This window comes from Catenulispora sp. EB89 (assembly GCF_041261445.1).
GTDB lineage: Bacteria > Actinomycetota > Actinomycetes > Streptomycetales > Catenulisporaceae > Catenulispora.
This window is the reverse complement of the sequence record NZ_JBGCCU010000011.1, coordinates 300566-320196: the sequence shown is the minus strand read 5'-3', so window position 1 is coordinate 320196 and position 19631 is coordinate 300566. Positions and strand designations below refer to the sequence as shown.

At 72.8% G+C, this 19631-nt stretch carries 5 protein-coding genes; all 5 read left to right on the top strand.

Annotation, left to right across the window (positions count from 1 at the left end):
• Window positions 1-520 precede the first annotated feature (520 nt).
• The 5 genes from ABH920_RS24785 (at window position 521) to ABH920_RS24765 (ending at window position 19631) form a co-directional block, all read left to right on the top strand.
• The gene (locus ABH920_RS24785; RefSeq protein ID WP_370351493.1) at window positions 521-739 is read left to right on the top strand and encodes an MbtH family protein; all 219 of its coding nucleotides are present in this window, start codon (window positions 521-523) and stop codon (window positions 737-739) included.
• A 127-nt stretch (window positions 740-866) separates the two neighbouring features.
• Window positions 867-2708 carry an amino acid adenylation domain-containing protein gene (locus ABH920_RS24780; protein ID WP_370351492.1) on the top strand — a complete coding sequence of 614 codons (1842 nt, stop codon included), beginning with the start codon at window positions 867-869 and terminating at the stop codon, window positions 2706-2708.
• Between the two features lie 9 nt (window positions 2709-2717).
• Window positions 2718-3905: an NAD(P)/FAD-dependent oxidoreductase gene (locus ABH920_RS24775; protein ID WP_370351491.1), complete on the top strand. Its 1188-nt coding sequence runs from the start codon at window positions 2718-2720 to the stop codon at window positions 3903-3905.
• A 43-nt stretch (window positions 3906-3948) separates the two neighbouring features.
• Window positions 3949-11823 carry an amino acid adenylation domain-containing protein gene (locus ABH920_RS24770; protein ID WP_370351490.1) on the top strand — a complete coding sequence of 2625 codons (7875 nt, stop codon included), beginning with the start codon at window positions 3949-3951 and terminating at the stop codon, window positions 11821-11823.
• Window positions 11820-19631 carry an amino acid adenylation domain-containing protein gene (locus ABH920_RS24765; RefSeq protein WP_370351489.1) on the top strand — a complete coding sequence of 2604 codons (7812 nt, stop codon included), beginning with the start codon at window positions 11820-11822 and terminating at the stop codon, window positions 19629-19631. The genes ABH920_RS24770 and ABH920_RS24765 overlap by 4 nt, the downstream gene beginning before the upstream one ends.

Sequence of the window (19631 nt, the reverse complement as noted above, 5' to 3'; positions counted from 1 at the left end):
TGGCCACTTCACCAAAACCGCCCCCGCCACCTACACCACCGCAAAACACAAAACAACCTTGACAGAACCCTACAAACCCTAACTACGCGGCATTGGTCCGGTCCGGCGGTATCAAGCCGCACCGCTGCTGCTGTGGTGCTGCCTCGTCCGGCTTGACACCACCGGCCCGGCCAGGTTGGCTTCGCCCGTCGACGCGGCGAGGGACCCAGAACCAACACCCTCCATGGTCCTTCGGACCCCCTAGCAACGTGGCCGGCCGCGCGCGGCCCGTCGCCATCTGAGGTCGGCAAAACCGCCGGGCCTGCATATAACTCGCGTGCGTTCCATTTCTCTTGCCGTGGTGCCTGGGGCCGATCTAGCGTTTCCGGCGGTGACATCGGTGTTTGCGTTAGTGCGGATGCCGGGTGTCCCGTCGACAAGACAAGGCCGGTCGTGCGCTTGTCTGACTCCGGTGGCTTTTCTTCGAGTCGCTTCGCATTTTCATTTCCGGATCGCTCTGTTTCTGTTAAGGACGGTGGCAGTGAGTACGAATCCCTTCGATGACGAGAACGGCAGCTTCTACGTCGTGGTCAATGACGAGGAGCAGCACTCCCTGTGGCCGGTGTTCGCCGAGGTGCCGGCTGGGTGGCGGGTGGCGTTCGGTGCGGCGGGGCGGGCGGAGTGCCTGGCCTATGTCGAGGAGAACTGGACGGATCTGCGTCCGAAGAGTCTGCGGGAGGCGATGGCGGCGGCGGACTGATTGCCGCCGGACGCCAAGGTGCCCAGGCGCCCCGGCGCCCGGCCGCCTCGGAATCGCCCTGCTTCGCCCATCGCGCCGAGGTGACCCGCTTGTCGCCGAACGGAGCCTGACGTATCGGAGTTGTTTGATGATCCTCCGGGGAAAGCGAATCGACCTGCCCGCGATGCCCGTCGTCCACAAGCGGTTCGAGGAATGGGCGCGGCAGGCGCCGGATGCCGTCGCGGTTTGCTGTGCCGGGGAGCGGGTGACCTATGCGGAGTTGGACGCCGCGGCGAACCGGTTCGCGCATCTGCTCATCGCGCGGGGGCATGGCCGCGGTGCCAAGGTTGGTATCTGTCTCGACTACTCGGTCGACCTGCTGATCGCGATTCTCGGCACGCTCAAGGCCGGCGCCGCCTACGTGCCCTTCGACCCCGGCTATCCGGCGGCCAGGTTGGCGCTGCTTCAGCAGCAGACCCCTGATTTGGCGCTGATCGTGGCGTCGCCGGGGACGGCCGGGCTGCTGGGGTCGGCGGCGGTTGAGGTGCTCGCGCCGGGGCGGCTCGCTGAGCGGCTGCGCGACCTGCCGACGACCGATCCGGACGTCCCGGTGCTTGGGGACGACCTGTGCTACGCGGTCTTCACCTCCGGCTCGACCGGCACGCCGAAGCTCACCGGGGTGCGGCACAAGGGCTGGTTCAACCTGCTCAACTGGCTCCAGCTCGAGTACGGCCTGGACTCCCGGTCCAGCAACCTGGTGGTCAGCGCCTTCGGGTTCGACCTGTCCCAGCGGGCCCTGATGACGCCGCTGTTCTGCGGCGCCACCCAGTACCTGATGCCCAGCCGGCACTTCGACGCCGCGCTGGCGTACCGCCTGCTCGGCGAGCACCGGATCCGCACCGTGCACTGCGCCTCCAGCACGTTGTACCTGCTGGTGGACTGGGAGACTGCGCGCGGCGGGGACGTGCTGAGCAAGCTGGACTATGTGCTGTTCGGTGGGGAGCCGCTGCACGTCGAGCGCATCGCCCCCTGGGCCCGGCGCGAGGGCAACACCTGCACGCTGCTGCACCAGTACGGCGTCGCGGAGTGCACGGACGTCGCGACGTCCTACGACCTGGCCGGCTTCCGGCCGGCCGGGCACGAGAACGCCCCGGTCGGCCGACCCGCGTACAACACCGAGATCCACATCCTCGACGAGCGGGCCGAGGGTGTCGGGGTGGGGGAGTACGGCGAGATCTGCATCTCCGGCACCAGCGTCGGCGCGGGCTACCTCAACGGCGCCGGACCCGAGTCCAAGCGCTTCGCCACGGTCCTGGTCGACGGCGAGCCGCGGCGGCTGTACCGCACCGGCGACCTCGGCTGCGTCACCGCCGCCGGCGACCTGGTGGTCGCCGGACGGATGGACGCGCAGGTCAAGGTGCGTGGCATGCGCATCGACCCGACCGACGTGGAGCGCGCGCTGGTCCGGCTGGCCGGGATCGGGCAGGCGTCCGTGGTCCCGGTGCCCGACGCCGCCGGCGAGAACGAGCTGGTCGCGTTCGTGGTGTCGGAGAACGGCCGGCTGGACCCGGGCCGGCTGCGTGCCGATCTCTTGGAGACGATGCCGCGCTCGATGGTGCCGGCCACATTTCTGGAAATCGCGCGGATTCCGTTGAGCCCGCACGGGAAAGTGGACCGCGCCGCACTGATCGCGGATTTCCGCGGCCGGCGCGCCGATCCGGTCGGCCGACCATTGATGGCGCCGGGCGGCACTGCGATGATTGCCGACGGGGTCCAGGCCATTTGGCGCCGGGAGCTCGACCGCGACGACATATCGAGCGATGACGACTTCTTCGTTCTCGGCGGCCAGTCGGTGATCATGGCGAAAATCCAAAGGGCCCTCATCGAGGAACTCGGCGTCGAAGTCCCGATGGACCAGATGTTCCTCAATCCGACGGTGGCTGCGATTTCCGCGTACATCGAATCCCAGCGTGCGGTAACTCAACAGTAGGCGAGGGCCATGTACGACGTAGTTGTCATAGGCGCCCGTTGCGCGGGTTCGCCGACGGCGATGCTGTTCGCCCGCCAGGGCTACCGTGTCCTGCTCCTGGAGAAGGCGCGCTTCCCGCAGGACACGCTGTCATCGCACTACATCCACCAGCCGGGCGTGGCGCTGCTCGACGCCTGGGGGTTGCTCGACGACCTGCGCAAAGCCGGGTGCCAACCGATCGACCATCAGAGCTATGAGGCGCCCGGCGTCCGGATCGACGGCTTCTCGCTGCCGGTCGAGGGCCACCGGACCACGTACGCGCCCCGGCGGTTCGTGCTCGATCCGATCCTGGCCGCCGGCGCCGTCGCGGCCGGGGTGGACTTCCAGGAGGGCTGCCTGGTCAACGACCTGATCCAGGAGGACGGCCGGGTCGTCGGAGTGCGGTACACCACCCCCGGCGGTGCCACCGCCACCGAGCGGGCGCACCTGGTGGTCGGCGCGGACGGCATGCGGTCGCTGGTGGCGCGCAAGGTCGGCGCCCGGAACGTCGTGGAGCACCCGCGCCTGACCTGCACCTACTACAGCTACTGGGCCGACCTGCCGGGCCACTTCGAGCTCTACGAACGCCCCGGCCGCTGGGTTGGCATCATCCCCACCAACGACGACCTCACGCTGGTCATGGCCTACTTCCCGCAGGAGGAGTTCGCCCGGGTCCGCACCGCCGTGGAGCCCGCCTTCCAGGAGGCGATCCGCAGCACGTCCCCGGAGCTTTACGAGCGGCTGGCCGCGGGCAAGCGGGCCGAGCAGATGTACGGCACGGGCCACCAGGAGAACTTCTTCCGCAAAGCCGCCGGGCCCGGCTGGGCGCTGGTCGGCGATGCGGCGCACCACAAGGACTCGATCACCGCGCGCGGCATCACCGACGCCTTCCGCCAGGCCCAGTCGCTCACCGACCGGATCGGCGACCGGCTGCACGAGGAGACCGAACTCGTCGCCGCGCTGCGGAAGTACGAACAGGACCTGGACAAGGACTTCCTCGACGCCTACCGGGGCGCGCTCAACGTGGCCGAGCTCAAGCCCGACCGGAGGACCGGGATGCTGAGCAAGCTCGTCGGCCACCAAGACCTGATCGACCGCTACCTGTCGACGTTGTCGGGCGCCTGCTCGCTCGACGACTTCTACAACGACGACCTCCTGGCGGTACTCGACCAGAGCTGAGTGGTGCATCGCGCCCGGCTCGTTCAGCGGATTTGGAGAGACCGTGATCCCGTTGTCGTTCGCGCAGCGCCGGCTGTGGTTCGTGGACCGGTTCGAGGGGCCCTCGCCGACCTACAACAGCGCCTTCGCGCTGCGGCTGGAAGGCGAGCTCGACCTCGACGCGCTGCGCTCGGCGTTCCACGACGTCCTGGACCGGCACGAGGTGCTGCGCACCGTGATCGCCGAGGACGGCGACGGCCTGCCGCACCAGCGGGTCCTGTCCCTGGACGAGGCGGCCTTCCAGCTTCCGCTCGTCGAGGCCGGCCCGGAGCAGGAGCGGGCGGCGGCCCTTCAGGAGGCTGCGACCGCATCCTTCGACCTGGCCGCCGACATCCCGGTCCGGGCCCGGCTCGTGCGCTCCGGCCCGGAGGATCACACGCTCGTGCTGGTGGTGCACCACATCGCCCTGGACGGGGAGTCCATGGGGCCGCTGCTGCGCGACCTGACCGTCGCGTACGCGGCCCGCAACCAGGGCCGGGCCCCGGCCTGGGAGCCGCTGCCGGTGCAGTACGCCGACTACGCGCTCTGGCACCAGGACGTGCTCGGCGACGAGAGCGACCCGGACAGCCTCGCCGCGCGGCAGCTGGCGCACTGGCGCGAGGCCCTGGCCGACCTGGCGCAGCCGTTGGCCCTGCCCACCGACCGCCCGCGTCCCAGGGAGCTGAGCCGGCGCGGCGACGTGGTCCGGTTCTCGATCAGCCCCGGCCTGCTCTCGGCCGTGGAAGAGCTCTCCGCGCAGCAGAACGCCACGGTGTCGATGACCATGCACGCGGCGCTCGCCGTGCTGCTGTACCACCTCGGCTGCGGCGACGACGTGCCCATCGGCGTCCCGATCGCCGGCCGCACCGACGAACAGCTGCGCGACCTGGTCGGGTTCTTCGTCAACACCTGGGTGCTGCGCGTCGACCTGGCCGGCGATCCGACGTTCCGGGAACTGCTGCAGCGGGTGCAGGAGCGGTCCCTGGCCGCGTACGACAACCAGGACCTGCCGTTCGAACGGCTGGTGGAGCTGCTGAACCCGGACCGGTCCACCGCCTACCACCCGTTCTTCCAGGTGATGCTGTCCTGGCAGCCACCGGTGCCGGAGCCGCACATCCCCGGCTTCCGAGTCCATGGCGAGCGGCTGGAGACCCCGACCGCCAAGTTCGACCTCTTCTTCGACCTGATCCCGAACGCCGGGGGCGGGGCGCAGTGCCGTCTGGAGTACGCCACCGACCTGTTCGACAAGAGCACTGTCGAGGCGTTGGCAGAGCGCTTCGTCCGGGTCCTGAGCCGCCTGGTGGCCAACGCCGGGCAGCGGATCGGCGGTCTCGACACGCTCGACACCGCCGAGCGCGACCGGCTGCTGGTGCAGTTCAACCTCACCGCCGCCACGGTGCCCGAGCAGACCATCCCGGAGCTGTTCCAGGACCAGGTCGCGCGTACCCCCGACGCCCCCGCGCTGGTGTGCGGGGACCGGACGCTGAGCTACCGGGAGCTCGACGAGCGCGCCGAGGGTGTCGCCGACGAGCTGGTCCGGCGCGGCGCGGGCCCCGAAGACCTGGTGGTGTTGGCGCTGCCGCGCACCGAGGACCTGGTCGCCGGGCTGCTCGGGATCCTCAAGTCCGGCGCCGCCTACCTGCCGATGGACCCGCGGCACCTCGGCGAGCGCGCGGTGACGGTGCTCTCCGAGGCGACGCCGCGCTTCGCGGTCACCGACACCGACACCTGGCGGCTGCTGCCGGGCGGCGCGGTCCTGGACGCCATCGATCCGGTTCATTTGGACCGCCGCGCCGACTGGGAGCCGTCCGAGCCGTCCGACGCGTCCGACCTGTCGCAGCCGTCTGAAGGGACCCCGGCGGACCCGAGCAGGCGAGCCCGGCTGCGTCCGGACAACCTGGCGTACGTCATGTACACCTCCGGCTCGACCGGTCGGCCGAAGGGCGCGGCGATCACGCATCGCAACGTCGTCAACGGCGTGCGGGAGCTGGTCCGGGTCCTGGACGCGCCGCCCGGCTGGCGGATGCTCGCGGGCACCTCAGTGGACTTCGACGTCTCGGTCTTCGAGCTGCTGACCACCCTGTCCACCGGCGGCACGGCGGAGGTGGTGCAGAACGCGCTCGCCCTCGGCGAACGCGACGGCTGGGACGGCCACGTGATCAGCACGGTCCCGTCGGTGCTCACCGAACTGCTCGGCCACCTGCCCAAGACGCCCGACCTGCGCAGCGTCGTGCTGGCCGGCGAAGTGCTCCCGGCCCGGCTGGTGCGCCAGGTCCGCGAGGCGCTGCCCGGGGTGCAGGTCGTGAACGGCTACGGGCAGAGCGAGAGCTTCTACGTCTCCACGTTCGCCCTCGGTGCCTCCGAGGAATGGGCCGACGGCGAGGTCGCGCCGATCGGGGCCCCGCTGGGGAACATGCGCGCCTACGTGCTGGGCCCGGGTCTCGCCCCGGTGCCGCAGGGCGTCACCGGCGAGCTGTACGTGGCAGGAGCCTGTCTTGGCCGCGGCTACCGGCACAGCGGCGCGGCCACCGCCGAGCGGTTCGTGGCCAATCCCTTCGGCCCGGCCGGGGAGCGGATGTACCGCACCGGCGACCTGGCCCGCTGGAACGCGCACGGCCGGCTGGAGTGCGTCGGCCGCAGCGACGGCCAGGTGAAGGTCCGCGGCTTCCGCATCGAGACCGCCGAGGTGGAGGCGGCGTGCGTGCGGCACCCCGGGATCAGCGAGGCCGTGGTGGTCAGCCGGCCGGCACCGTCCGGCGGCCGCCGACTGGTGGCGTACGTGGTGCACGTCGGCGGCGGCGAGGGCGGCGGTGACGGCTCGGGGGCGATCTCCGACGTCGACATCCAGGCCGGTGCCTCCTCCGCCGAGCTGCGCCGGTTCGTCGCGGCCCGGCTCCCGGACTACATGGTGCCCTCGGCGTTCGTGGCCCTCGGCCGGATCCCGCTGGGTCCGACCGGCAAGCTGGACCGCTCGGCGCTGCCCGAGCCCGACTTCGTGGGCGAGGTGTACCGGGAGCCGCGCACCGACACCGAGGCGATCATCGCTGCGGCGTACGCGGACGTGCTCGGCGTGGAGCGGGTCGGCGTCGACGACGACTTCTTCGCCGTCGGCGGGGACAGCCTGCGCTCGCTCCAGGTGGTGGCCCGGGCGCGGGCCCGCGGCCTACAGCTGACCACGCGCGAGATCTTCGAGTGCCGCACCGCGGCCCGGCTGGCCGAGGTCGCCGCCGAGCGCCGGGAGACACTGCCCCGGCTCGAAGAGCTGGAAGGCGGCGGCGTCGGACCGATGCCGTTGCAGCCGGTGGCGCGGCAGGTGTTCGAACCCGGCGTCGGGGTCGACCGGTTCGCGATGGCGATGACACTGGAGCTGCCGCCGGACATCGGCGCGGACGGGCTGGCCGCGACGCTGGACGCCGTCCTCGACCGGCACGACATGCTGCGTGCGCAGCTGGTCCCCGGCCACGAACCGTCGCTGGCGGTGCGTCCGGTGGGCAGCGTTCGGGCGGCGGACCTGATCCACCAAGTGTTCTGCCACGGAGCGTGGGACGACCCGTCCGCGTTGCAGAAGGCGCAGGAGGAGCTTCAAGCCGCGACCGGCCGCCTGGACCCCGAAGCCGGAGCGATGGCGGACTTCGTCTGGTTCGCCCCGGCGACCGGTGCGGGCCGGCTGCTGGTGGTGCTGCACCACCTGGTGGTGGACGGGGTTTCCTGGCGCATCCTGATGGCCGACCTCGCAGAGGCCTGGCAGCAGGTCGCGTCCGGCCGGACGCCCGAGCTGCCCGCGGTCGGCACCTCGGCGCGCCGCTGGGCGGCGGCGCTGGAGGCCGACGCGCTGTCCGAGCGGCGCGAGGACGAGCTCGTGTACTGGCACCAGGTGCTGGAGACGCCGGATCTCCCGCTGGGCCCCCGGCTGTTCGACCCGGCGGTGGACCTGATGTCCACGGTCGACACCCTGCGCGTGGACCTGCCGGCCGAGATCACCGAGGCGGTGCTGACCCGGCTTCCGGCGGCGTTCAAGGGCACGGCGACCGATGTCCTGCTCGCCGCGCTCGCCGTGGCGGTCGACCGGTGGCGCGGTACCGACGGCGCTGGTGGCGCTGGTGGTACCGGTGGCACCGGTGGCACCGACGGCTCGACCCTGGTCCGGATGGAGGGGCACGGCCGCGAGGAGGACGTCGTCCCCGGCGCCGACCTGTCCCGGACCATCGGCTGGTTCACCAGCATGTACCCGGCACGGATCGACGTGAGCGGGCTGGACCAGGCCGAGGTGCTGGCCGGCGGCCCGGCGGCCGGGGCGGCGATCAAGCTGGTCAAGGAACAGCTGCGCGCGATACCGGACAAGGGCCTCGGATACGCGCTGCTGCGCTACCTGAACCCGGAGGCCGGCCCGCAGCTCGCCGACTACCCGGCGCCGCAGATCGGCTTCAACTACCTCGGCCGCGTCTCCGCCGCCGACGTGCCCGAAGAGCTGCGGGCGAACGGATGGGGCCCGGCGCCCTGGTCCGCCGCCCTGATCCCGGGCCCGGACCCGGCCATGCCCGCGCTGTCCGCGCTGGAGGTCGGCGCCGTCGCCCTGGAGGACTCCGACGGCACCCGGCTGCAGGCAGCGTTCTCCTACGCCTCCGGAGTGCTGTCCCGCGAGCGCACTTCCGAGCTGGCCGCGCTGTGGGTCGAGGTGCTGCGCGGCATGGCCGCCTTCGCCGACCGCCCGGACATCGGCGGCCTCACCCCCTCGGACGCCGCGCTGGTCTCGGTGCGCCAGGACGAGATCGAGGCCTGGGAAGCCCACTACGGCCGGCTGGACGAGATCTGGCCGCAGGCCCCGGGACAGTCCGGGATCCAGTTCCAGGCCGCGGTCGCCGACGGCTCCTTCGACGTCTACCACATGCAGTTCGTGCTGCACCTTTCCGGACAGGTGGACCCCGAGCGCATGCGGTCCGCCGGCCAGGCGCTGCTGGACCGCTACCCGAACACGCGCGCCGCCTTCCTGCTGGCCGCCGACGGCGACGCGGTCCAGGTGATCCCGCGGACGGTCGAGCTGCCGTGGCGGCACGTCGACCTGACCGGCCGCGGCGAGGCCGAGCAGGACGCCGAGCTCGACCGGTTCCTCGCCGAGGACCGCGGCCTGCCGCTGGACCCCGCGCGGCCGCCGCTGGTGCGCATGGCCGTGCTCACCTGCGGACCCGACCGCGCCAAGCTGATCATCACCGCGCACCACACGGTGTTCGACGGCTGGTCCTCGCCGCTGGTGTTCCGGGACCTGATGACGCTCTACTCCGGGTCCGGCGAGTTGGCCCCGGTCCGCGGCTACGGCGACTACCTGGCCTGGCTGTCCACCCGGGACCGGGAGGCCACCGCCGCCTTGTGGCGAGCCGAGCTCGCCGGGTTCGACCAGCCGACCCTCGTGGCCCCGGACGCCGCCCTGAAGGGCAAGGCCTCCGCGCTCGGGCGGGTCGAGGTGCCGTGGTCGATGGACCAGGGCCGGGAGATCACCCGGCGCGCGGCGGAGCTGGGGGTCACGCTGAACACGCTCCTGCAGGGCGCGTGGGCGGTCCTGCTCTCCAAGCTGGTCGGCCAGCAGGACGTGGTGGTCGGCGCCGCCGTCAACGGCCGCCCGGCCGATCTCCCCGGCTCCGAGGAGATGGTCGGCCTGTTCATCAACACCCTGCCGGTCCGGGTGTCCTGCCGGCCGGAGAGCAGCTTCCGCGAGGTCGTCACGGATCTGCAGAACCGCCAGACCGCGCTGCTGGACCACCACTACTACGGCCTGGCCGACATCCAGCGCGGAACCGGCCTGCCGGTGCTGTTCGACACGATCGTCGTGTTCGAGAACTACCCGGTCGACCGGGAGGGCATCGTCGGCGCGAACGACGCGGCCGGGCTCACGATCGACGCCATCCGGCCGTTCGCGGGTTCGCACTACCCGCTCACCCTCAACGCCTCCGACCCCAACCTGCGGCTGTCGCTGGACTACCAGGACAACATCTACGACCACGCCGCCGCGCAGGCGCTCGCCGTCCGGCTGGTGCGGGTCCTGGAGCAGCTGACCGCCGATCCGCGGATCCTCGTCGGGGCGATCGACGTGCTGTCGGAGGCCGAGCGCGAGGAACTGCTGCGGGAGTCCAACGACACGGCGCATCCGGTGGCGCCGAGCACGCTGCCTGAGGCGTTCGAAGCGGCGGTGCGGCGCTTCGGCGAGCGGGTCGCGGTGATCGGCGAGCAGGAGACGCTGACCTACGCGGAGTTCAACCGGCGGGCCAACCGGCTCGCGCACTGGCTGATCGCGCAGGGCGCGGGGCCGGAGCAGATCGTCGCGGTCCGCGTCCCGCGCTCCGTCGAGATGATGGTCGCGATCTACGCGGTGGTGAAGGCCGGCGCCGCCTACCTGCCGGTGGACCCCGCGCTGCCGCAGGACCGGGTACGGCAGCTGGCGGACAGCGCCCGACCGCTGCTGATGCTCGACGACGTGCTGCCGGACGTGTCCGGGTACGACGACACCGACCCGCGGCGCGATCTGTCCCCGGACCACGCCGCCTACGTCATCTACACCTCGGGCTCCACCGGCGGGCCCAAGGGCGTGCCGGTCTCGCACCGCTCGATCACCAACCGGCTCGAGTGGGGCCTGGCACAGTTCGACGTCACGCCCGAGGACCGGGTGCTGCTCAGCACGACGGCGAGCTTCGACGTCTCGGTGCCCGAGCTGTTCGCCCCGCTGCGGGTCGGGGCCGCCGTCGTGATCGCCCGCCCCGACGGCCGCAAGGACCCGGCCTACCTGGCCGAGCTGATCCAGCGGGAGGGGGTCACCGGCGCCGACTTCGTGCCCTCCCTGCTGGAGGTGTTCCTCGCCGAGGACTCGGCGAAGGACTGCACGAGCCTGCGCTGGATCGAGGTCGCCGGCGAGGCGTTCCCGGCCGCGCTGGCGAATCTGTGCAGCGCCCTGCTTCCGGACTGCGCGGTCTACAACCTCTACGGCCCCACCGAGGCCGCGGTCGAGGTGACCGGCTGGCGGCACGTGCCGGGCGCGGACCGGGTGCCGATCGGCCGGCCGGTCTGGAACACCCAGGTCTACGTGCTCGACGCGGCGCTGCACCCGGTCGCGCCGGGCGTCGTCGGCGAGCTGTACCTGGCCGGCGCCGGACTGGCCCGGGGCTACCTCGGGCAGACCGGCCTGACCGCGCAGCGGTTCCTCGCCTGTCCTTACGGCGAGCCCGGATCGCGGATGTACCGCACCGGCGACGTGGTGCGCTGGAACGAGGACGGCCAGATCGAATACCTCGGCCGCACCGACTTCCAGGTCAAGGTTCGCGGCCTGCGCATCGAGCTGGACGAGATCGAGCAGGCGCTCACCGGGCATCCGCGGGTGGCGCAGGCCGCGGTCGTCGTGCGCGAGAAGGCGCGGGGCGACCAGCGCCTGATCGCCTACGTGGTGCCCGCCGCCGGGACGGACCCGGCCGGGGTGGACGTCGGACCGCTGGCCGATCTGCTCCGGGCCCGGCTGCCGGAGTACATGGTCCCCTCGGCGATCGTGCCGATCCCCGAGCTCCCGATGACGGTGAGCGGCAAGCTCGACCGGGCCGCACTGCCGGACCCGGATCCCGCCGCGGCCGCCGAGGGACGCGGGCCGCGCACCCACGACGAGGAAGTCCTGTGCCGGCTGTTCGCAGAACTGCTCGGCGTGGAGGAGGTCGGCATCGACGTCGACTTCTTCGACTACGGCGGGCACTCGCTGCTGGCCACCCGGCTCGTGGGCCGCATCCGCGCCGAGTTCCACGTCGAGGCGAACGTCACGACGATCTTCCGCTGCCCGACGGTGGCCCAGCTGGCCGGACAGCTCAAGGAAATGGCCACGTCGAACCGCCCCGCGATGCGGCGGATGACCGTCGAGGAGGAGGGCCGATGACCCCCCTGTCCTTCGCCCAGAGCCGGCTGTGGTTCCTGCACCGGCTCGAAGGCCCGTCCGCCACCTACAACATCCCGTTCGCGCTGCGCCTGGAGGGGCCGCTGGACACCGCGGCCCTGGCCGCGGCGGTGCAGGACATCGTGACCCGGCACGAGAGTCTGCGGACCCTGATCGTGGAGGACGCGGACGGCCGGCCGGAGCAGCGGATCCTGCCCCCGGCCGAGGCGACCGTCGCGCTGCGGGTCGTGGACGTCTCCGCCGGCGCACTGGACTCCGCGATGCACCTGGCCGCCTCGGAGACCTTCCAGCTGGACACGGACCTGCCGCTGCGCACGACCGTGCTCCGCACCGGCCCGCAGGAGCACGTGCTGGTGTTCGTGTTCCACCACGTCGCCTCGGACGGCGCGTCGATGGGGCCGTTCCTGCGCGACCTGGTGTCCGCGTACACGGCCCGCCACCGGGGGAGTGCGCCGGACTGGAAACCGCTTCCGGTGCAGTACCGGGACTACACGCTCTGGCAGCGGCAGCTGCTCGGCGACGAGGCCGACCCGGGCAGCATCGCCGCCGCACAGCTGGACTACTGGCGCCGGGAACTGGCCGGATCGCGCCAGCCGGTGCAGCTGCCGCTGGACCGGCCGCGGCCGACCAGCCCCGACCACCGCGGCGCGTACACCGACTTCGAGCTGGAACCGGACCTGCTCGGCGGGCTGCGCAAGCTCGCCGCCGACAACGGCGCCACGCCGCCGATGGCCGCGCAGGCGGCGCTCGCCGTGCTGCTGCACCACCTCGGCGCGGGCAACGACCTGACCATCGGCAGCCCGATCGAGGGCCGCGCCGACGAACAGCTCGACGAGCTGATCGGCTTCTTCGCGAACACCTGGGTGCTGCGCGTGGACCTGGCCGGCGACCCGTCGTTCGCCGGGCTGCTCCAGCAGGTGCGCGACCGCGCGCTGGCCGCCTACGACAACCAGGACGTGCCGTTCGAGCGCCTGGTGGAACTGCTCGGCCCGGAGCGCACCACCTCCTACCAGCCCCTGTTCCAGGTGATGCTGGCCTGGCAGTTCGAGTGGTCGCGGGTCGAGATGCCCGGGCTGCGGGTCACGCCGCTGTCCGCGAGCACCGGCACCGCCAAGTTCGACCTGGTCCTGAACATCATCCCGACCGAGTCCGGCGGCGGGTACGGACGCCTGGAGTACGCGACTGAGCTGTTCGACCGGGCCACCGCGCAGAGCCTGGTCGAGCGGTACGTCCGGGTGCTGCGACAGGTCGTCGCCGACCCCGGGACGCCGCTGGGCCGGGTGGACGTGCTCACCGGTGCCGAGCGGGAGCAGCTGGACCGGCTGAACGCCACCGCGGCGCCGGTGCCGGCCGCGACGCTCCCGGAGCTGGTGGCCGCCCAGGCGGTGCGGACCCCGGACGCCGCGGCGGTGGTCTGCGGCGGGACCGAGCTCTCCTACCGCGACCTGGAGGCCCGGGCCGGACGGCTCGCCGCGGTGCTGCGTGCGCGGGGCGTCGGCCCGGACGTGCTGACCGCCGTGGCGCTGCCGCGCTCGGCGGACCTGGTGGTCGCGCTGCTGGCGGTGCTCAAGGCCGGCGGCGCCTACCTGCCGGTCGACCCGGCCTTCCCATCGGCGCGCGTCGGGCTGCTGCTGGACACCGCCGATCCGGCGCTGATCCTGACCGACCGCGCGACGGCCGCGATGGTGGCCGGGACCCGGTCGCCGGTCCTGTACCTCGATGACCTCGATGGCCTCGATGACACAGATCTCGACAACACAGATCTCGACAACGCAGACCCCGGCATCACGCCGGACAACCTGGCCTACGTGATGTTCACGTCCGGCTCGACCGGTGTCCCCAAGGGCGTGGCCATCACGCACGCCGGCGTCGTCAACGGCGTCCTGGACCTGCGGCGGCGCGTGCACGTCGGGCCGGGCTCGCGGATGCTGGCCGCCAGCTCGGTGAACTTCGACGTCTCGGTGTTCGAGGTCTTCACCGCCCTCACCACCGGAGCGAGCGTCGAGATCGTCCGCGACGTGCTGGAGGTCGGCGAGCGCGGCGGCTGGTCGGGCAGCACCGTCAGCGCCGTGCCCTCGGTGTTCTCGGCGCTGCTGGACCAGGTCACCGCAGGCTCGGAGCAGATCGAGCTGGACATCGAGACCGTTGTTTTCGCCGGCGAGGCGCTCTCGGCCGAGCTGGTCCGCCGGGTCCACGACGCCCTGCCCGGGGTGCGCGTCATCAACGCCTACGGACAGACAGAGAGCTTCTACGCCTCCACCTACACGCTGCCGTCGCGATCGACCGGCATCTCGGCGATCCCGGTCGGACGGCCGCTGGCCAACATGCGCGCCTACGTCCTGGGGCCCGAGCTCGCCCCGGTTCCGCCGGGCGTGACCGGTGAGCTGTACGTCGGCGGTGTGCTCGCCCGCGGCTACCACCGCAACGGCGCGGCCACCGCCGAGCGCTTCGTCGCCAGCCCCTTCGGCCCGGCCGGCGCGCGCCTGTACCGCACCGGGGACCTGGCCCGGTGGGACGCCGACGGCGGGCTCTCGTACGCGGGGCGGGTCGACGCGCAGGCGAAGGTGAACGGCATCCGGGTCGAGCCGGTCGAGGTCGAGACCGTCATCGCCGGGCATCCCGGGGTCGCCCGGGCCGCCGTCACGGTGCGCGAGGACCACACCGGCCGGGCCCGGCTCATCGCCTACGTGGCGCCGTCCGGCGCCGAGGTGCCGACCGAGCAGTTGCGGCGGTTCGTGGCCGAGCGGCTGCCGGACTACATGGTCCCGACCCGGTTCGTGGTCCTGGACCGGATGCCGCTGACCCCGACCGGGAAGCTCGACGTCGCCGCGCTCCCGGAGCCCAAGCTCGACGCCCCGGAGTACCGGGCGCCGCACGGCGTGGCCGAGCAGGTTCTGGCCGAGGTGTACGCCGACGTCCTGGACGCCGAGCAGGTGGGCGTCGACGACGACTTCTTCGCCATCGGCGGCGACAGCATCCGCTCCATCCAGGTCGTGGCGCGGGCCCGGACGCGCGGCGTCGAGATCAGCACGCGGGAGGTCTTCGAGCGCCGCTCGGTGGCCCGGCTGGCAGAGCTCGTCCAGGGCCGGTCGGACCAGGTGCGCGCGACGCTGCCCGAGCTGCCCGGCGGCGGCGTCGGCTGGGCCCCGCTGCCGCCGACGGCGGCGCACGTGCTCGCCCGCGGCGGCGGCATCGGCCGGTTCTGCATGTCGATGCTGCTGAACCTGCCGGCCGGCGTCGACCGGGCCGGCCTGGTCGCGGCGCTTCAGGCGCTGCTGGACCGGCACGACGCGCTGCGCTCCCGGCTTGACCGCGCGCGGCCGGGCCTGTGGATGGCACCGGTCGGCGCGGTGGTGGCCGACGAGCTGCTGCGCACGGTCGCCGGTCCCGAGGCCGACGTGCAGGCCGAGCTGGACGCGGCCGCCGCTCGTCTGGACCCTGACACCGGCGTCATGGCGCAGTTCGTCTGGCTCACCTCAGGCCGTGGCGCGGACCGGTTGCTCATCGTGCTGCACCACCTGGTCGTCGACGGCGTGTCGTGGCGGATCCTGCTGCCGGACCTGATCTCGGCCTGGCAGCGGGTGCGCGAGGGCGGCCCGGCCGAACCGGCGGTCGCCGGGACTTCGCTGCGGCGCTGGACGCACGCCTTGGCCGACGAGGCCGCCGGTGCGCAGCGGGTCGCCGAACTGCCCGTCTGGCAACGGATCCTGGCCGACGACGAGCCGCCGCTCGGCGTGCGAGAACTGGACCTGACGCGCGACGTCGCGGCGACCGTGGACACCGTCCGCGTCGAGGTGTCGGCCGACGTCACGCGGATCCTGCTGACCACGCTGCCCGCGGCCTTCCACGCCGGCGTCGACGACGGGCTGCTGACCGCGCTCGCCCTAGCGGTGGCGCAGTGGCGCTCGACGCGCGGCCAGGCCGCGCCCTCGACCCTGGTCCGGCTGGAAGGGCACGGCCGGGAAGACCACCTGGTCCCCGGCGCGGACCTGTCCGGTACCCTCGGCTGGTTCACCGCGATGTTCCCGGTCCGGCTGGACCTGGCCGGCATCGACCTGGCCGAAGCCTTCGCCGGCGGTCCGGCCGCCGGGCGGGCGCTCAAAGCGGTCAAGGAACAGCTGCTGGCGGTGCCGGACGATGGCCTGGGCTACGGGCTGCTCCGCCACCTGAACAGCGAGACCGGCGCGGTCCTGGCCGAGGCGCGCGAACCGCGGATCGGCTTCAACTACCTCGGCAAGGCCTCCGGCGCGGACCTGCCGGGGGAGCTGCGGAACCTGGGCTGGGACGCGGACGACACCCAGGACCTGATCGCCGCGCCCGACGCCGACATGCCGGTGCTCTCGGAGCTGGAGATCAACACCGTGGCCGTGGCCACCGCCGAGGCGGAGGTGCTGACGGCGTACTTCGGCTTCGCCACCGGCGTGCTGTCCCGCGCCGAAGTGAGCGAGCTGGCCGGGCTGTGGGTGCGGGCGCTGACCGCGCTGGCCCGGCACGCCGCCGCTCCCGAGGCCGGCGGGCTCACCCCCGGCGACGCGCCGCTGATCCCGGTGCGGCAGGAGGAGATCGACGCCTGGGAGCGCCGCTTCGGCCCGCTGACCGCGCTGTGGCCGATGACCCCGGTGCAGGCCGGGATCCTGTTCCACGCCAAGCAGGCCGAGGCGGGCTACGACCCGTACCACATCCAGATGGCCTTCCAGCTGTCCGGAAGGGTCGATCCGGAACGGATGCGCCGCGCCGGACAGGCGCTGCTGGACCGCCACCTCGGCCTGCGCGCGGCGTTCGCCGACCGGACCGACGGCGACGTGGCCCAGGTGATCCCGCAGAAGGTGACCCTGCCGTGGCAGTACCTTGACCTCAGCGCCCGCAGCGAGACGCAGCGCACTGAGACCTTCGAACGCTTCCTGGCCCAGGACCGGACCGACTACTTCGACCCCGGCGCTCCGCCGCTGTTCCGGCTGGCGCTGGCCGACCTCGGACCGGACCGGGCCGAGCTGGTCCTGACCTTCCACCACCTGCTGTTCGACGGCTGGTCGACCCCGCTGCTGATGCAGGACCTGCTGCTGCTCTACGCCGCCGGCGGCGATCCGTCCGGCATGTCCCGGCCCGGCGACCCCGGCGAGTTCCTGGCCTGGCTCGCCCGGCAGGACAAGCAGGAGGCGGCCCGGGTCTGGGCCGCGGAGCTCGACGGGCTCGACGGGCCGACGCTGCTGGTCCCGGACGCCGCCGGCGCCGACGGCGCGGGCCGCGCCGAGGTCGCCGTCGCGCTGCCCCCTGAGCAGGCCCGGGACCTGGTCCGGCGCGCCGCCGAGCTCGGCGTCACCGTCAACAGCCTGGTCCAGGGCGCGTGGGCGCTGCTGCTGAGCCTGCTCACCGGCCGTCAGGACGTGGTGTTCGGGGCCACGGTCTCCGGCCGCCCGCCCGCGGTGCCGGACGTCGAGTCGATGGTCGGGATGTTCATCAACACCGTGCCGGTCCGGGTGCGGCACGCGCCCGGCGACACCTTCGCCGAGGTAGTCACCGCGCTCCAGGGCCGGCAGGCGGCGCTCGCGGACTTCCACCACCACGGGCTCGCGGACATCCAGCAGGCGGCCGGCGTGCCGGCGCTGTTCGACACGCTGGTCGTCTTCGAGTCCTACCCGATCGACCGCGAGGGGCTGTCCGCCGCCGGCGAGGCCGCGGACGGGATCACCTTCACCGGCTTCCGGCCCTTCGCCGGGAACAACTACCCGCTGTGCCTGACGGCGGGGATCGGCGACCACCTCGAACTCGCCCTGCAGTACGCGCCGGGGGTCGTCGACCGGGGCACCGCCGAGACCTACGCGACCCGCCTCGTCGGCATCCTGCGCCGGATGGCGGCCGGCCTCGACGGCACCGTCGCGCACGTCGACATCCTGACCGCGGCCGAACGCGCTTGGCTGCTCAGCGACCTGAGCCACCCGGCGCTCCGGTCCGCCGACACCACGCTCGTCGAACGCTTCGAGGCCCAGGCGGCGCAGAGCCCTGACGCGGTCGCCGTGGTGGCCGGGGGCGCCTCGCTGACGTATGCCGAACTGGACGCGCGCGCCGAACAGCTCGCCGCCCGGCTGGTCGCCCGCGCGGTGGGCCCGGAGACGCTGGTCAGCGTGGTCCTGCCGCGCGGCCTGACCATGGTGGTGACGCTGCTCGGCATCCTCAAGGCCGGCGGCGCCTATCTGCCGGTGGACCCCGCGTTCGCCCGCGCCCGGCTGCCGCGGATCCTGCCCGGCGCCCGGCCGCACCTGGTGCTGGTGGACGCCGAGACCCGCGGGCTCATCCCGGAGACGGACATCCCCGTGGTCGTCCTGGACGACCTGCTCGCCGCGCCCGCCGCGCCCGCCGAGGAGACTGCGAACCCTGCGAACCCCGCGAGCCTTGCGGACCCCGAGAGCCCGGCGACCCCGCGGCGCAAGGCCGGACCCGACAACCTCGCCTTCGTCGTCTACACCTCCGGCTCCACCGGCGTGCCCAAGGGCGTGGGCATCGCCCACACCACGGTCGTGGCCGCCGTGGACACCATGGTCGCGCAGGCCGGGATGGCGGGGACGACCGGGACCGGCCCCGGCCGGCGGATCCTGCTCGCCGCCTCCTTCGGGTTCGACGTCGCCACCTTCGAGCTGTTCGCCGCGCTCACCACCGGCGGCAGCGCCGAGATCGTGCGCGACGTGCTGGAGCTCGCCGAACGCGACAGCTGGGACGTCGACGTGGTCTGCTCGGTGCCCTCGGCCTGGGCCGAACTCGTCGGCCAGCTCGGCGACCGGCTCCGGCCCACGGCGCTGAACATCTCCGGGGAGGTGCTGACCCCGGCGCTGGCCGACCGCGTGCGCTCGCTGTGGCCCGGGGCCCGGGTCATCAACAGCTACGGCCCCAGCGAGACCTTCTACGCCACCGCCCACCTGCTCGGCCCCGACCGGACGTACGACCCGGACGTGCCGATCGGCCGGCCCTTCCCCGGCGTGCGCGCCTACATCCTCGGCCCGGGCCTGACCCTGCTGCCGCCGGGCACCGCCGGCGAGCTCTACCTCGCCGGCGCCGGACGCGGCTATCCCAACCAGGCCGCGCTCACCGCCGACCGCTTCGTCGCCGACCCCTTCGGGCGGCCCGGCAGCCGCATGTACCGCACCGGCGACCTGGCCAGCCTGTCCGCCGACGGCGAGCTGCACCACCTGGGCCGCATCGACGACCAGGTGAAGATCCGCGGCTACCGGATCGAGCCCGGCGAGGTCGAGGCCGCGCTGACCGCGCATCCGGACGTGGCGCAGGCGGCGGTCGTGCCCCGGGACAACGGCGGCGCGCGCTACCTGGCGGCGTACCTGGTGCCCGCGACCGGCCAGACCGTCCCCGACGCCGGACGGCTGCGCGAGCACCTGGCCGAGCGGCTGCCCGACTACATGGTCCCGGCCGCGTTCGTGCCGCTGGACCGGCTGCCGCTCTCGCCCAACGGCAAGCTCGACCACGGCCGGCTGCCGGTTCCCGAGGTCACTCCCACCACCGCCTACCGGGCGCCCCGCACGCCCCGCGAGGAGGGGCTGTGCCGGCTGTTCGCCGAAGTGCTCGGGGTCGACCGGGTCGGCGTCGACGACGCCTTCTTCGCGCTCGGCGGGCACTCCCTGCTGGCCGCCCGGCTGATCACCCGGGCCCGGGCCGGTCTGGGCATTGAGATCCCCATCCGCACGATCTTCGACCTGCCGACCGTCTCCGCGCTCGCCGCGTGGACGGAAGAGTCCGCCGTTCCCCTTCGTCCCCGCATGCGCAAGATGACCGTTGAGGAGTGA

Bases quoted from the DNA above. Each gene is read 5' to 3' on its own strand.
- ABH920_RS24780 (WP_370351492.1), top strand. From the start codon at position 867: ATGATCCTCCGGGGAAAGCGAATCGACCTGCCCGCGATGCCCGTCGTC.
- ABH920_RS24775 (WP_370351491.1), top strand. From the start codon at position 2,718: ATGTACGACGTAGTTGTCATAGGCGCCCGTTGCGCGGGTTCGCCGACG.
- ABH920_RS24765 (WP_370351489.1), top strand. From the start codon at position 11,820: ATGACCCCCCTGTCCTTCGCCCAGAGCCGGCTGTGGTTCCTGCACCGG.